This window comes from Aquirhabdus parva, from assembly GCF_003351745.1.
Lineage (GTDB): Bacteria > Pseudomonadota > Gammaproteobacteria > Pseudomonadales > Moraxellaceae > Aquirhabdus > Aquirhabdus parva.
In genome coordinates this window covers 3,084,380-3,098,643 of sequence record NZ_CP031222.1, presented here as the reverse complement: position 1 = coordinate 3,098,643, position 14,264 = coordinate 3,084,380, and the positions used below count along the sequence as shown (strand labels likewise).

15 protein-coding genes are annotated in these 14,264 nt (G+C 47.3%); all 15 read left to right on the top strand.

Going from position 1 to position 14,264, the window contains the following annotated elements:
• Nucleotides 1-12: 12 nt before the first annotated feature.
• Nucleotides 13-687 (top strand): hypothetical protein, encoded by a 675-nt coding sequence (locus HYN46_RS13985; RefSeq protein WP_114899955.1) that lies wholly within the window; start codon nt 13-15, stop codon nt 685-687.
• A gap of 446 nt (nt 688-1,133) precedes the next feature.
• A complete protein-coding gene (locus tag HYN46_RS13975; protein WP_114899953.1) occupies nt 1,134-1,430 on the top strand; it encodes an SH3 domain-containing protein in 297 nt (98 codons plus the stop codon).
• A gap of 33 nt (nt 1,431-1,463) precedes the next feature.
• Nucleotides 1,464-2,783, top strand: a complete 1,320-nt coding sequence (locus HYN46_RS13970) for an MORN repeat-containing protein (protein WP_162818213.1) — start codon at nt 1,464-1,466, stop codon at nt 2,781-2,783.
• A gap of 161 nt (nt 2,784-2,944) precedes the next feature.
• Nucleotides 2,945-4,000 carry a hypothetical protein gene (locus tag HYN46_RS13965; RefSeq protein ID WP_114899951.1) on the top strand — a complete coding sequence of 352 codons (1,056 nt, stop codon included), beginning with the start codon at nt 2,945-2,947 and terminating at the stop codon, nt 3,998-4,000.
• Nucleotides 4,001-4,173: 173 nt separating this feature from the next.
• Nucleotides 4,174-4,827, top strand: a complete 654-nt coding sequence (locus HYN46_RS13960) for a hypothetical protein (protein ID WP_114899950.1) — start codon at nt 4,174-4,176, stop codon at nt 4,825-4,827.
• Between the two features lie 209 nt (nt 4,828-5,036).
• Nucleotides 5,037-7,109: a hypothetical protein gene (locus HYN46_RS13955; RefSeq protein ID WP_114899949.1), complete on the top strand. Its 2,073-nt coding sequence runs from the start codon at nt 5,037-5,039 to the stop codon at nt 7,107-7,109.
• Nucleotides 7,110-7,151: 42 nt separating this feature from the next.
• Complete coding sequence (locus HYN46_RS13950) at nt 7,152-7,814, top strand: hypothetical protein (protein ID WP_114899948.1); 663 nt, start codon at nt 7,152-7,154, stop codon at nt 7,812-7,814.
• A gap of 124 nt (nt 7,815-7,938) precedes the next feature.
• Nucleotides 7,939-8,871: a phage baseplate protein gene (locus tag HYN46_RS13945; protein WP_114899947.1), complete on the top strand. Its 933-nt coding sequence runs from the start codon at nt 7,939-7,941 to the stop codon at nt 8,869-8,871.
• A gap of 89 nt (nt 8,872-8,960) precedes the next feature.
• Nucleotides 8,961-9,722 carry a hypothetical protein gene (locus tag HYN46_RS13940; protein WP_114899946.1) on the top strand — a complete coding sequence of 254 codons (762 nt, stop codon included), beginning with the start codon at nt 8,961-8,963 and terminating at the stop codon, nt 9,720-9,722.
• Nucleotides 9,723-10,126: 404 nt separating this feature from the next.
• On the top strand, nt 10,127-10,822 hold the full coding sequence (locus HYN46_RS13935) for a hypothetical protein (RefSeq protein ID WP_162818212.1): 696 nt from the start codon (nt 10,127-10,129) through the stop codon (nt 10,820-10,822).
• Nucleotides 10,823-10,937: 115 nt separating this feature from the next.
• Entirely contained in the window at nt 10,938-11,267 is a 330-nt protein-coding gene (locus tag HYN46_RS13930) for a hypothetical protein (RefSeq protein WP_114899944.1), read from the top strand.
• A complete protein-coding gene (locus tag HYN46_RS13925) occupies nt 11,243-13,009 on the top strand; it encodes an autotransporter outer membrane beta-barrel domain-containing protein (RefSeq protein WP_114899943.1) in 1,767 nt (588 codons plus the stop codon). Before HYN46_RS13930 ends, HYN46_RS13925 begins: the two co-directional genes overlap by 25 nt.
• Before the next feature lie 10 nt (nt 13,010-13,019).
• Nucleotides 13,020-13,364 carry a hypothetical protein gene (locus HYN46_RS13920; protein WP_114899942.1) on the top strand — a complete coding sequence of 115 codons (345 nt, stop codon included), beginning with the start codon at nt 13,020-13,022 and terminating at the stop codon, nt 13,362-13,364.
• Between the two features lie 88 nt (nt 13,365-13,452).
• Nucleotides 13,453-13,728, top strand: coding sequence for a phage holin family protein (locus HYN46_RS13915; protein ID WP_114899941.1), 276 nt, complete (start codon nt 13,453-13,455; stop codon nt 13,726-13,728).
• Nucleotides 13,725-14,240, top strand: a complete 516-nt coding sequence (locus HYN46_RS13910; protein ID WP_114899940.1) for a lysozyme — start codon at nt 13,725-13,727, stop codon at nt 14,238-14,240. The genes HYN46_RS13915 and HYN46_RS13910 overlap by 4 nt, the downstream gene beginning before the upstream one ends.
• Nucleotides 14,241-14,264 lie beyond the last annotated feature (24 nt).

Genomic DNA, 14,264 nt, shown 5'->3' with positions numbered 1-14,264 from the left:
AGCTTGGCGGCGATGAATGATGCCTCTGTGATACTCTGGGTTCAGCACACTCTAGGGCTAGAAACGTATGCCTATACGGAGGTGAAATTGTTTCCAGATACAGGGCTGCATACCGAAGTTGAAGAAGACCTTTATCTAGCCTTCAATGGCTGGGGCTATATCAAAGCAGTGGATGGGCGTGATGAGTTGATTGCACTCTACGCATATAACAATCAGCTCTATCTTTTCTTCAAGCATCAATCCTACGTTATAGATGCCCATCGTTCAAAAGCATTCTTTGTCGAAGGGCTGTTGAATGCAGTCTTTCTGCTCAAACACTCCAGGAGGAAAGTATTAAGAATCGTTTATAAACACGATTTTGAGGACAACAATATTTTAGAAAATCTCGCGAAGATGCTCAAACCCCGAAATAAAGAGGAAGTGGCGGAGAGCATCAATAGGATGATTCGTTTTTTTACCGAAACTGATTCTGAAAAAAAGACAGAACTATTCGAAGGGTTGTCGGACATATACAGGAAAGATTTCCTATCGAGAATCCTAGATGCGTTAGAACATGGTGGACCTATTGGTAGAGCCTTATACAAGGCAATATGGTGGCTATATATCGTTGGGTGGATCATAGTCGCTTTGTATTTTCTCATCATCCCTCTATGCAAGTTTCTATATCGGTTTTTGGGAGGAATCTGAAGGTTATACTCATCGGAACAATGCCAAAGACTTCTGATATTATTGAATACTTCAACAGTAAAAGTAAAAGAAGGTAGCCGATGAAATACTACTATATTCTTGCTTTTTCCTTTGTGATGATGGGAAGCGCAGTTTTTTGTATATTCAAGAATACGAGTTTATTTGAAAAGTACCACCACGAGGGTTCCAAAACCCCAAATGCAACGTATTCTATTAAACTGAATAACCATGGCTCAATTGCTTATGTGACTGAACAGCAAAACGATGAAATTAACCGCTATATGTTTCTATATCTAGGTTCGTTTTTGTTATCAGGCGCTGGGATATATATCTATCGGAGAAAATATCCAAAAAAACCATTGGGACATTTTGATTTATAACATGCAGTTATTATTTCAGACCATTGATCATCCAAAAATAAAACCTGCAAAAGGGAATAGTGCACCATGGGCAAGATGACGAGTATATGTCTCTTGATTTCGTTGTTTTTAACGGGATGTAGTCGTTCGGAAGGCACGGTTGTTCTTGGCAAAGATACGCCTTTAGTGAAGCGACACGATGCGCTGACAGAACGTGATATTAAAGAGAATCAGATCGCCATATTACCTTCGGGTATGCGACTTGATGTCGAGGAAGAAAGCTATAACAAGGATAGTATGGTTTATAAAGTGAAAACCGCGGATGGCAAAGAGGGCTGGATATTTTTTGACGGCTATATGGAGTTTACTGATAGTCACCCTTAAGCTTATTTCCACTCGCCCATGAGAGTTGCTGGTATGAATCGCTTTACGCAATATGCGGTCATGACAATGATGCTGATCAGTTCAGAACATCTCTTTGCCAAGCCCACATGGGTCAAAGATGAGAAAGGATGTGCTGCATTGCATATCCTGGATGAAATCCCACTAAAGCAAACAACCATGGTCTGGCAGGGGACTTGTCAAAATGGACGGGTCAGCGGTACAGGGTCACTGGATTGGTTTGATGGCAAACAGCTCTATTTACATCAAGACGGCGTATTTTTAAACGGCTCCCAGACCGGTCATGCACACATGACGTGGCCGACACTGCATTATCGATACGAAGGCGAAGTCAGCGAGGGTTTACCTCATGGGGAGGGGATCGTGACTTTTGATAATGGCAATATCATGAAAGGTCACTTCAATCATGGAGACATTACGTTTGGTGACATCATCCGTAAAGACATGACCTATCACGGCGAGATGAAGAATGGCCTCATTGAAGGTAAAGGAGTTGCGATACAGCGCAATGGTGACCGGTACGAAGGTGAAGCGATCAACGATATGCCCGAAGGCCACGGTGTCTTTACGTGGGTTAATGGGGATCGTTATGACGGGCAATTTTTGGCAGGTGAACGGACTGGTCAAGGCACGTATCTATGGACCAATGGCGATCGTTATGACGGGCAGCTTGTTGATAGCAAGAGAACAGGGAAAGGCATCTTTAAGTGGGCGATTGGTGATCGCTACGAAGGCGACTTTGTTGAGGACCAAATGCAAGGTAAAGGGATCTATCTTTTGGCGAACGGCGAGCGCTACGAAGGTGACTTTGTTCAGGGAAAACGTACGGGGCAGGGCATTCTGACACGCATCAATGGTGATCGTTATATAGGACAGTTTCTCAATGATCAATGGACGGGTCATGGCGTGTATATCTGGGCCAATGGTGATCGTTTTGAGGGGCAGTTTATCGATGGTAAAAAGACAGGCAAAGGCACAATGACTTGGATGAGTGGCGATCGATATGAAGGTGACTTTTCTGAGAGCAAACAGACGGGTCAGGGTACTTATACGTGGGCGAATGGCGACCAATACGTCGGGCAATTTGTTGACGGTAAGCGGACAGGCAAAGGGCGCATCATCTGGACCAGCGGCGATCGCTATGAAGGCGATTTTGTCGGTGGCGAGGCAACGGGGAGTGGCACCCGAACATGGTCGGATGGCTCTAATTATATGGGTACTTTTAAACAGGGTCTTATGGATGGATATGGGGTCGTGACCGAGGCAAACGGACATGCTTTTGAAGGTCACTTTGTGCGTGGCGCTTTTGTGAAGAAAAGTACTGTCCCGGATTGATGATATGAAGCGTATAAAAAGCCTACCCACGCGGTAGGCTTTTTTATACGCCCTTAAAACGCGTTAAATTTACCCATCTACCTAAACCGTACTACAATCAAGCCTAAAGCCCTCTTCAGAATCGGTTATATTATAAGGTAGTGATTAAATTGGATATTCAAATGGAATACGTGATTGGGGTGCTGGTTGTACTGGTGATCGTGAGTCTGGTCTTCGCCTTCATGGCCGAAACCTCAGTACGCCGCAACCAAGCAAAAGCACAAAAAAATGCTCAGGATCAGCTCCTTGCTAGTACCCAGCGCATCCGCGACGACTTGACCAAACTACGTGTCACCGTCCCTGATCCGCTCAAAGTCACCACCGACAGCGACGTGTCCAAAGCCATCCGCCAGTCATTGCTCAAAATCCGCAAAGCCTTGGTCGCCCAAGTCGCCGCTGACTTAAAAGCCGCGCAGGCATTGGCTGGGGCGCAGTTTGCGATTGATTCCGTGGCCTTCGTCAACCATGTGCTGAGCGAGCTTGGCCCGAACTATGATTACCTGCCGTCTGCGATTCGCAATCACCTAGAGCGCTATCTGGTACAGGACTTAAGTTTAAGTCAGGCCAGTGACCTGCTTACCCGTCTGGATGCTGCGCTACTGGGATCAACCGATCGCGTTGCTAACACCGCACTGCATCAACTCAAAGCACAGGTCGAGCAGACCATTGTCGATGCGACCAGTCTAGATAGCGATACCGTGTCGCAAGAAGAATTGATCAACGCCAAAGCCGCTTTTGTACAAGCAAGTCTGTCATCGCAATCCCTATCTGAATTGGGGCTTGTTTTGCTGGATATCCGCGATAGTGCCGATTTTGATGCATGGTATGCCGAGCATAAAGATGACTTTGACACCCGCGATCTGGATGAGCGCTACCTGTCAGAAGAGATAACCGTGCTGTTCAAAGAGCAAGTGCTGGCTGGTAAGCCTGCGCAATTGGCGATGCTGATCCGCATCTTTAAAGAGCATGATCCCGAAGTACTCAGCCTCATTCGCGATCAGGTCATCGATCATATCCGCTCGTTTGCGGTAGGTAACGACCTCACTCAACTACGCGAACTGCTTACGGTTTGGATTGAGATCGGACATACGCGTTTGGCGACTATTTTTGAAGCTGCCCAGTTTGAGGCATTGAAGCGTTTGGAGTCCTATACGTGGGATTTAATACTGAAGTCTTAAGGTTGATCAAACTTCGTATGCAATAAAAAGCCCCTCTATAGGGGCTTTTTATTGCTCTCTAACATCACAGAAATTTTATGTTTTACAAATGGTCAGAAAAACTGACAATAGCCCATTGATTCCGCTAGTATTGAGCTAAGGTCGGTATAGCAATATTAAGGAAAGTGAAAACAGTGAATGATGGATTTGTCACAATCAAGCTTGAAGGTGTTGAGAATACATGTGTACGGTTGTTCCCCGACACCGGAGTTTTCACCCTGATTGAGCAAGAGTATTTGATTTTCTTGAGCAACGGCAGTGCTGATATGAAATGGGTTGATAGTCGCAATGAACTTATTGCGTTATATGCCTATAACCAGCAACTCAATCTTTTTTTTAGGCATCAGTCTTATGTCTTAAATCCTTATCATTCCAGTGCAATCCTGCATCGTCGGTTCTATAGAAAGTCGCTCTTCATCCTCAAACAATTTGATCAGGAAGTCCTCAGAATTGCCTATAGACCGTCTCTTGTGAGGTTAGATGTTTTGGAAAGTATTACCAATCTGCTGCGGCCTAAAGATAAAGACAGCGTTGCCAACAAGATGCAGTGGAAGGTGAGTCGCTTTATGGAAACTGATCTGGTGAAACGCCTCACCCTTGATATGGAATACTCCGCGATAGAGCGAGAAAAAGAGACTCCGATCTGGAAAGTCACCTTATTGATATGGCCAAAAATCTCATTTATTCCCATATTGATCCTCACGATTATATTGTGGTTGCCATTTATAATATTATTCTTCCTTTTTTCGGACAGATTTCTGTCGTTTATAGCCATGCTGATTGAATAGATCTTTGGATTTTAAGATTAGTCGGATGAGAGTGAATACTTAATATTCTGCCGACGGTTCTGACTTCGATGACACACTAGTACTTACTGAAAAATCTATTTTAACGACCAACCCAATCATCCCTACCAATGCTACCAAGCATCGGTCTCATTTAACACGTCTGAATCTTGATGATCTTTCATCCCTTCTTTAATTACGAGGAACGACACATGGGTCCAAATCAATTGAAATCAACACCAATCGATCTGAATAGTCCACAAGCCATGAACGACATCGCTACACTTGCGAAAAACACAGGAGCGAAAATTGACAATCCACATCTGCGCGTCATGTACATTGCACAACAAATGGGTTTAGGTTCTGGAGACTCTCGTGTACAAGCGGTATATAACGACTATCTCAGGCACTTACCAGTGAGTGATGACCAACCTGCATCGCAGATTGCTGTAAACCCAGATCGAACGTTCAAGGCAGGATTACAACATGATGCTGGTTATGCCAATCAAGGCGTGGCTTATCTCGGTGATACACTATCTGGTCAGATTAACAAACTGTCCAAGGCACCGATACTCCCCACGGATCGTTTAGATCAATATCGGAAGCAACAGAATGTGCTCCCCATCCCCGTGACTAAAGCCAAACCTCTCACGCAGTTGCCGATAAGTTCTCAACGTACGATTGAAGATGCTCGCCGAAATATGCCTGCAAACCGTTTGACCAAGGCGGAGATTGCTCAAAAACTCAACCTGAACATTACCGACCCTAGTGTCACAGATCTTTACGATCGTTTGCAAAGACGTGCGCAAGGGCTGGATGTCAAATATAAAATGCCCGAAAAAGAACAATTGGATACCTCATTTCTTGGCAGTGTCAACCATGGCATTGCCAATGGATTGGGTGGCATTTATGAGCTGGAAGAGCATCTAAAAGATGCAGGATCAAAAGGGCTCAATGCCATCATGGGTCGCCAAGCACTACGGACGGATCGTTTCGCGCGTGCCAAGAAAGATTTTAATGATTACAACAAAGAATACGAGGACTCTCGAGTGGCAAATGGGCAAACGGGTATTGATTGGGGATCGCTACTCGGCAATGGTATGGCAGCAGCCCCATCAATGTTATTTGGAGGTCAAGCCTTCAATGGTGCCAAAATACTGTCTCCTATCGGAATCAACGTGATGGGTAAATTGGCAGCGGTCGGTGCAGGAACGGGTGCTATGCAGTATGCCAAAGATGGGCGTGAGTTGTGGGATAACATGAAATCTGGTGCACTCGGCAATGTCATTGGTGGGGCACTCGGTGAAAAAGTGATTGCACCTGCAGTCAAAATGGCAGCGGGTACAGCTACGCGACTGGTGTCTGGGGTGGCTGCAAAAGCGCGGATTGCAGAGGAGGCAGCGGCAAACTTGGATAATGCACTCAAGCTAAGTGGGATTCATCCTGATAACGTGCCAAAACCAGTCTATCAGACCTTGCATCAAGAAGCAGTTCAGACCGTTAAGGGAGGCCGAGATTTGAATGCAGAAGCTGTAGCTAATAAAGTCGATATCCTGAAAAATGGGATGACTGCCACAACAGGGCAGTTGCAACGTGTGACAAATCCTAAACAACGCGAGATTGAATTAGTGCTTGCAAAACAACCCGCAGGTCAAACCCTGAGTGACAATTTCCTTGCCGACACCAAAAAAATTGTGGATGGACTGAAACGCTTTAAAACAGATGTTGGGGCAAGTACTAAAGCAAATAAAGGCCGCAGTGCTGAGATTAATCAGTTGTTGTCTAACAGCATTGAATCGAATGGGGAGATTAACATTAAGTTGTTATCGAATACTTTTGAAGGCACGGGCAAGCTTGCTGAAAAAAAATTACGGATGAAGGAGTTAAGGCGAATCTTTGGAGCAGATCAATTTGAAGAACTGCAAAGTTTTGTACGGGCGGCTAGAGTGCTTAAAGATAAGCCTTTGAGCACTGTAGTCGATAAAACAAAAATTCCTGTTTCCATCGCCGAAAAGGTAGCCGTTGGCGCTGCTGGACTTGCTGCAAAACCTTTGTGGCTTAGAAAACCAGTAGAAGCTGGTGTGACGGGTCTATTTCAAACATCCGCCGCCAAAAAAGCCTTACAAGGCAGTGTCGCCAGTCCTGTTAAAAATGGTAAAGCTGCGTATGCGGGTTTATCAGGTGCGCAAAGCGAGCTTCTTGATCGTTTGGGAGTCACTTCGGCTGGATTGACACCTGCAATCACGACAGGTTCTGCGCGTGAGTATAACCAACGCAACCGATAATACGTTATATTCTAAGACAATAGTCAATTTGGGGTGTTACACATGGATATCAAGACGATCGTGTATTACGCTTTGCCCTTAGGGGTCCTTTATTTAATTGTTGCGCTCTATCGTAGACATGTCTTTCTTAAAGAAGCTAAAGAAAACAAGAGATGCATGGATCAACTTCGACCTGCTCGTGAAAAGTTCTTGGCAGGTATCCAGCAAATCCGAGATGATTTAAAGGCACTTAGAACCGTTGCGGCTGACCCTTTCGCAGCAAAAGTTGATTTGTCTGATGCAATCAAGCAAGCACTCTTGGACTACGATGCTGCACGAACAACCGAGCAACAGAGGCTTGATAAGGCTATAGAGCGTATCTTGGAGGAAATCCGAAATGGCAAAGACATGAGTGATTTGTATGTGGATTATGTTTTAAGAGGCCGTGATAATAAGCAGTTGAAAGCCCTTATTCTTATCTTTAAACAAACCGCACCTCAAGTATTGGATCTCATTCGGGATGACATCATCGACATCATTCGTGCCAATACAATCTGGGAGGGTCGTATGATCTTTAGATTTTTCTTTCGAGAATTCAATGTGATTGGTCATGAGCGGTTAGAGAGGATCTTTGAAAAGGAACAGTTTGAAAAACTGAAAAGAATAGAGTCTCATGGGTGGGAGTTACTGGAGGGTATGGAGGAGGAAATGATACGGTACGCGTAGCTGATTTTAATTTATTCCTCCGAAAATCGTTCTCCAATCAAGCTTCAGACACTCTCATATATCAACCAAACCAAGCCCCTTTTAGGGGCTTTTTTATTGCCTCAAACCCAACAGGACTCACACTATGGCTGCAACCGCAGGAATTCTCGTCGCCCCCCGTTTTCAAGCCTTTGACAAACTCGGTCGCCCTCTGATCGGTGGTCGTGTCGAAGCCTATCAAGCAGGCAGCAGCACTGTCGCGCTCGACACTTATAGCGACCCAGACCGACTCTTTAAAAATACATGGCCCGTCTTGCTGGATGATGCCGGCTCAGCCGCCATCTACATCAGCGGTGCGTACTACATCCGCATACTAGATGCCAACGGCGTTTTGATTGCCGAAGGGGATGGCATTGCCGATGCCTATAGCGTCGCCAAGAGTATCATCGACGGTTTAAGTGGCGGCTCAACCACCATCGAAAGTCGGGTTAGTGATCTGGAGTCCGAAGTCGATGACCTGCAAGACCAATACAACAACCAGAAAGACACCTTCGACGCATACAAAACCAGCAACAACACTGCGCTCACAACCTTGGGCACCAACCAGACCACCGCCTTGACCAATGCCATCAGCACTCAGAACAGTGCCATGCTAGCCGCCGTGGATGCGCTGCGTGTTGATATGAACAACAAGATTGCAGGACTCCAGATTAAAGTCGGTGGCTTGTACTTCACCGAAAGCAATGCCAACCCTGCCAGTGACTTGGGCTATGGGTCATGGAGCCGTGTTGCCCAAGGCATGACCTTGGTCAGTCTCTCCACCAATCCGCTTGACCCTGCATGGACCAAGTCCGTGGGCAGCACCTACGGTGAATACGCCCATGCACTCACCACCGATGAAAACGGACCGCATAGTCACACCAACGGTGGCGTTGGAGCGCCAAACAGCCGGGCATGGTCCAACTCCTCAGCCGACCCAACACCTGGGGCAGGCAATACCGGCTCATCGGGCCTCGGCACCCCGCACAACAACGTCCAGCCGTCATACGTGGTCAACGTCTGGAAGCGCCTGTCTTAAGTGTCTTCAATGATGTTGTTGATCCAAACCATGCCCCGATTTCGGGGCTTTTTTATTTAATCAGTCCATTCTTATATGAGGTTTAAATCATGGGATCAAATACTCGTCCAACGAGATTCACACAACCTTTTGAACTCACTGGTGATCGTTTGAACGTATTACCAGATGATCAGCAGCCCTATCTCGGTGGGGCTGTGTATCCGAGAGGACAAACTTATGAGGATGAAGCGCGCCCAGATACCACATATGCTCAACCACTCAGAAAACGGATGTATTTGAGTGCGACGCCTAATGCATCCAATCCAATACCTAAAGCTTCCAAACCACTATCGACCGCCAAGCAGTTAACGGTTTCTGGTGGTGGAGCGCTTGTTATTCCGGGTCTTGGTTTAGGTAGTAACTATGTGCTTGGGTTGAATCTTGACGGACCAAGATCATCTTTATATGCCCAAACCCAAGCAAATTCTGGAAAAGGGTATGGGTTATATGCAGGACTTGGAACCAGTGCGGGTGTGACTCTAGGCGACGCACCGACTTCAGGAGTCGCTCGGTCAAAATATGCCGAATTTGACGCAGGGTATGGACCTTCAGCAAGCATCTCCGCGACTCAAGATGAGAATGGAAATATTAACTCTGGTTCAATTGCCTTTCCTCATAAAAAAGGTATTGGTCAAGGGTTTGGAGCGGGAGGGTTCACTGGGCAGTCTGGAACAGTGACCTTCGTAACACCAACCTTAGAGGACGTTTCAAATCAATTACACTCAATAGGTGATCGAGTTCGAGATTTTCCAAAAACGCTGAAGACTTCTGATATTATTGAATACTTCAATAGTAAAAGTAAAAGAAGATAGCTGACGATCATAATACGGGAGCGAGAGCATTGAAGACGAATAATATTATTGATGAAGTTGAACGTCGCTGGAGTGCATATTCGTTATCGGTGCTCTTTGTATTTGCCTCCAACATCGTCATTACTGAAACGTACCGTTTTTATCTAGGCGATCTTCCTGATTGGCTCGATCTAGGACTGTTTTTCTTTTCCTTCGCTATCATCATAATTTTTTTATATAGAGTTTATGATGTCAGTTGCACTCGTTGTGGATGGCGTAAGCTCAAAATAAATAATTTCAATAAGAGCTATATTGAGTGTCGACATTGTGGATATCGAGTTTATAAGAAAGGTTAACAAGTGAATCGCTGACTCCACTATCCTTAGGTCTAGGCGGATTTGTCAATGCTCAGGAAACCGAGGACGATGAACGATAAGTTTGTGACGATAGGTGTTTGGCAGCAAATTGAAGAATATCTAACGTTCAGGTCTCAACATACTTGGGTGAGGATATCTCCTCAAACGGGTCTTTATACCATGGTTGAGGAGAGACCTTACCCGATCAATGGTAATGGCATTATCACGGAGGTCGATGAGCAAGATGAGCTGATTGCGTATTACGGCTACCAGAATCAACTTTTCCTATATTTTCAAGCTAAATCATATCCGCTTGACCCTTACCACTCCACTGTGATTAATGATGATCGCTTATTCAGAAAGGCGCTCTTTACCCTTAAAGAATCTAAGCGTACAGTCGTCAAAATCGCCTACCAATACTCGGAAGAGGATCACGAATTTTTTCAAAAGATCGCCGATCTGTTTAAGTCGCGCAATAAAGAAGAGGTTGCAGCAGCGATCGATTGGGAAATTCGTTCCTGTACTGAAACTGACCCTCTGAAAAGAGAAGCAATCTACGAGTGGTACGCATCTCAGAATAAAGAAAATTTCTTGGCCCGAATCGTACAGAGGATTGAAGCGAGTGGACGTTTTGGAGAAAAAGCCATCCATGTCATGATGTATCTTGTTATGGCTATCATGCTTTTAAGCGCTTTTGCATGCATGATTTCACTGGCATGGTTAATGATTAAGCTTGCTATATTCCTTCTTTCGCAAATCTTTTAATTCACCACATATTATTAAAAGGCTCGTGCACGCTAAACACGAGTCGTTTCCATCATCCAATTAAACCCAAAACCAAGCCCCGATTTTCGGGGCTTTTTTTTATGTGAGTACGTCCATGAGTATGCTTCCCCCGATCTACCGTGGTGATCCCTTTATCTATACCGGCACCTATAAACCGCAAGGCAATGCCGCACCGATTACCAGCGATGTGCACTTAACTGCCAGCGTCTGTAGTCGGCATGGCACCACACCGCTCACCCTCACCGTCAATCCCGACCAAGTCAACAACGTCGGTCAGTTCACCATCAGCAGCACCGACACCCAGCACTGGCATGAGCAAGCTGTGCTGACCTTGAGCATCCAGATAAGCGGGGTGGTGAACCCGCCCGCCCGTGCAACCTTTCGCGTTTTGGAGGCGCTATGTCCAACATCGAATTGCAGATAAGTGAAACCGTCATTGCCTTACAGACCCAAAGCGGCACCGTGATTGATCTGGTTGCCGGTGCCGTGGTGGTTCTCGATCCCTCAAGCCTTGTTGACACGCTGGTGCTGAGTCGCATGTCTGCCATTTCAAGCGGACTCAGTATCGCCAGCAGTAGCGTTTCAACCATCAGCAGTGGCCTCTCTATAGTGGCATCCACCGTGAGCAACACCACAAGTATCCTGTCTGCCCTGAGCAGTGGGTTCAGTACCATTCGCAGTTCAGTCTCTGCCATCTCCAGTGGACTGACCACCACCAACACAGCCGTATCTACTCTCTCGGCAGGCTTAAGCAATATCTCAACCAGCCTCAGCAATACCACATCAGCAGTCTCCGCCGTATCCAGTGGTCTCAGCACCGCACGTTCTTCCGTCTCGGCGGTCAGTAGTGGGCTCAGCAGCGTATCCAGTGGCTTGAGTAGCGTCAACAGTGCGGTGTCTGCCTTGAGTAGTGGCCTCAGTATGACCATCAGCGGTGTCTCGTCGGTATCGAGTGGACTCAGTAGCGTCTCCACTGGCCTCAGCAATAGCACGAGTGCCATTTCAGCAGTCAGTAGTGGTCTGAGCAGTACCATTGCCCAAGTGACGGTCTCGTTGAGCAATACCAATGCAGCAGGCGTTGCGATCAGCAGTGGTTTGAGTGTCACGACCAGTTCTGTCTCCGCCATCAGCAGTTCACTCAGCATGGCTTATGACTCATTTGGTCTTGCGATCAATAACACCAACAGTGCTGTATCTAGTATCTCATCAGGTCTTAGTATCACCACCAGTTCTGTGTCCGCAGTATCGAGTGGACTGGCTGCCCTCGGCAGCATGGCAACGCAAAATGCCAGCACTGTAAACATCACAGGCGGCGCAATCACCACCACGGGAGGCGTCACTATAGATTCAGGAACAACAGGGGCTCTGACTATTAAATCCGGCACCGCTGTAGAAACCAATTTCTTAATGCGGCGTATAGGTGCAAACGTTGATGAAGGTAAGATTCAGATTCGCCATTTGGGAACTGCGGCCTTCGACATCCGCAGTCTGAACGACGCTGGTAGTTCAGCACATAGTATCTTACGTGCGGAACGATCATCGGGCATTAGCTGGTCGATGCTGCAACTTCTACCGATCAGTGGTCAAGTCGTAGTTGGGGCGAATACGGTTCCCTCAGCCGATAAATTCGGCGTCGTCGGACGCGGTTACTTCTCGCAAGGATTGACCTCTGTTGGTAGCACCGATATTGACGGTACTACCAATGGTGGTGCCTTGATCTCCAATGCGACGACTGGACAAGCGCAGTTGACCTTCGTTAAGAAAGGCGCGGCGGTGGATGAAAAGAACGTTGACTTTCTATTGGCACCCTCTGGGTCATTCATTATGCGAACAGCCTCAGACAATTGGGCCAACGGAACCACGGAAATCATGCGCGCAGTCCGAGGTACGGGGATCAATGTCACCGCCTTACAACTCCTGCCCACCATGGGGCAAGTCTTGATGGGGACTTCTAGCGCAAGTGGTGGCGATAAATTGCGGGTCAGTGGAAGTGCATCCTTTTTGTCTCCGACCAGTCTGGGCAAATACACCCTGTCTACCTTACCCAGTGCAGCTGCTTTCAACGGCTATCTGATCGACGTCACCGATGCGACTGGCGGTGCTAAAACGTGCCGCTCCAATGGCACCAACTGGCAAATCTTAAATACAACCACCACCGTGGCTTAAGGAGTCTTTTATGGCGATTTTAGAGCAAACCCGACCTTACGAAACCCTGATCCGGCATCACGCCGACGGCACCATCACCGCCCATCACCAGCAGATCTACGTACTGACCAAAGATGGCACCGTGATTGCGGAAAACATCCTCGATCCCGTCGCCTTATCCAGCGTGGACTTAAGCCAAGCCTTGGGTGCTGCAACAGTTGCCGCCTTGGGGGAGAACACCCAACTGAAATCCACACTCACCAACCTGCAAAACCAACTGGATGCCGCGCAGGCATTAGCGACCTTGCTACAGGAGCAAGTGAATCGATTGAGTGTGCCTGTAGTGACGAGTGCGGATGTGGCTGAGGGATCTTAAATCACATATCCCAAAACACATCCCAAAGCTCTCGCCAGAGGGCTTTTTTTATGCCTGATTTTTATCCCGATACTCAAAGGAGAACCCCATGCAAGACTACGAAAAAAACGGCCTCATGCTCATCGTGATTGGCGCCTTGATTGGCCTTGGCAAAGTGCTCGCCAGCAATGAAATTCTCACGCTGCGTCTGCTCATCGGTCGCACCTTACTCGGCTCCGGCTCATCGCTGGTTGCGGGTGCAATCGTCATGCAAATCCCCGACATCTCACCACTGGCTTTGGTCGGTATCGGCAGTGCCTTGGGGATTGCAGGGGCAAGCGTGATCGAAGCGTGGGTGAGGAAAAAGAGCGGAGTCAATCAATGAGTACCGTCAAAACACCTGCTAAAGCGCCGCTTAAAGCGCTCGTCCAAAGTCCCAAAACCATCGGTGCCAGCCTCGTGCTGGCTGGTGCGTCTCTGATTGCTCTGATCGCAGGGCACGAAGGCACACGCTACAAACCGTATCGTGATATCGCAGGGGTGCTGACGGTATGTGAAGGCATTACCGGCGCTGGCGTCATTGCAGGTAAAACCTACACCCGCGCCGAGTGCGATGCCCTGATTCAAGAGCGCGTCCTGATCGCAGGTCGGGGTGTGCTGTCGTGCGTCAAGGTGCCCCTAAACCAGAACCAATACAACGCCTTTACAGATATCGCCTACAACATCGGTACTACTGCATTTTGCAAAAGCAGCATCGTGACCCAGCTCAACCAGCGCAACTATACGGAAGGCTGCAATCGGATAGCGCTGTATAACAAAGCGGGGGGCAAGGTGGTGCAAGGGTTGGTCACGCGGAGGGAGGAGGAGAGGCGGTTATGTTTAAGGGTTGTTGAGTAATTTAGCAAGGTATGAAACATGACA

Bases quoted from the DNA above. Each gene is read 5' to 3' on its own strand.
- HYN46_RS13920 (WP_114899942.1), top strand. From the start codon at position 13,020: ATGGCGATTTTAGAGCAAACCCGACCTTACGAAACCCTGATCCGGCAT.
- HYN46_RS13910 (WP_114899940.1), top strand. From the start codon at position 13,725: ATGAGTACCGTCAAAACACCTGCTAAAGCGCCGCTTAAAGCGCTCGTC.
- HYN46_RS13940 (WP_114899946.1), top strand. From the start codon at position 8,961: ATGGGATCAAATACTCGTCCAACGAGATTCACACAACCTTTTGAACTC.
- HYN46_RS13945 (WP_114899947.1), top strand. From the start codon at position 7,939: ATGGCTGCAACCGCAGGAATTCTCGTCGCCCCCCGTTTTCAAGCCTTT.
- HYN46_RS13925 (WP_114899943.1), top strand. From the start codon at position 11,243: ATGTCCAACATCGAATTGCAGATAAGTGAAACCGTCATTGCCTTACAG.
- HYN46_RS13950 (WP_114899948.1), top strand. From the start codon at position 7,152: ATGGATATCAAGACGATCGTGTATTACGCTTTGCCCTTAGGGGTCCTT.
- HYN46_RS13930 (WP_114899944.1), top strand. From the start codon at position 10,938: ATGAGTATGCTTCCCCCGATCTACCGTGGTGATCCCTTTATCTATACC.
- HYN46_RS13985 (WP_114899955.1), top strand. From the start codon at position 13: ATGAATGATGCCTCTGTGATACTCTGGGTTCAGCACACTCTAGGGCTA.
- HYN46_RS13965 (WP_114899951.1), top strand. From the start codon at position 2,945: ATGGAATACGTGATTGGGGTGCTGGTTGTACTGGTGATCGTGAGTCTG.
- HYN46_RS13955 (WP_114899949.1), top strand. From the start codon at position 5,037: ATGGGTCCAAATCAATTGAAATCAACACCAATCGATCTGAATAGTCCA.
- HYN46_RS13970 (WP_162818213.1), top strand. From the start codon at position 1,464: ATGAATCGCTTTACGCAATATGCGGTCATGACAATGATGCTGATCAGT.
- HYN46_RS13915 (WP_114899941.1), top strand. From the start codon at position 13,453: ATGCAAGACTACGAAAAAAACGGCCTCATGCTCATCGTGATTGGCGCC.
- HYN46_RS13975 (WP_114899953.1), top strand. From the start codon at position 1,134: ATGGGCAAGATGACGAGTATATGTCTCTTGATTTCGTTGTTTTTAACG.
- HYN46_RS13935 (WP_162818212.1), top strand. From the start codon at position 10,127: ATGAACGATAAGTTTGTGACGATAGGTGTTTGGCAGCAAATTGAAGAA.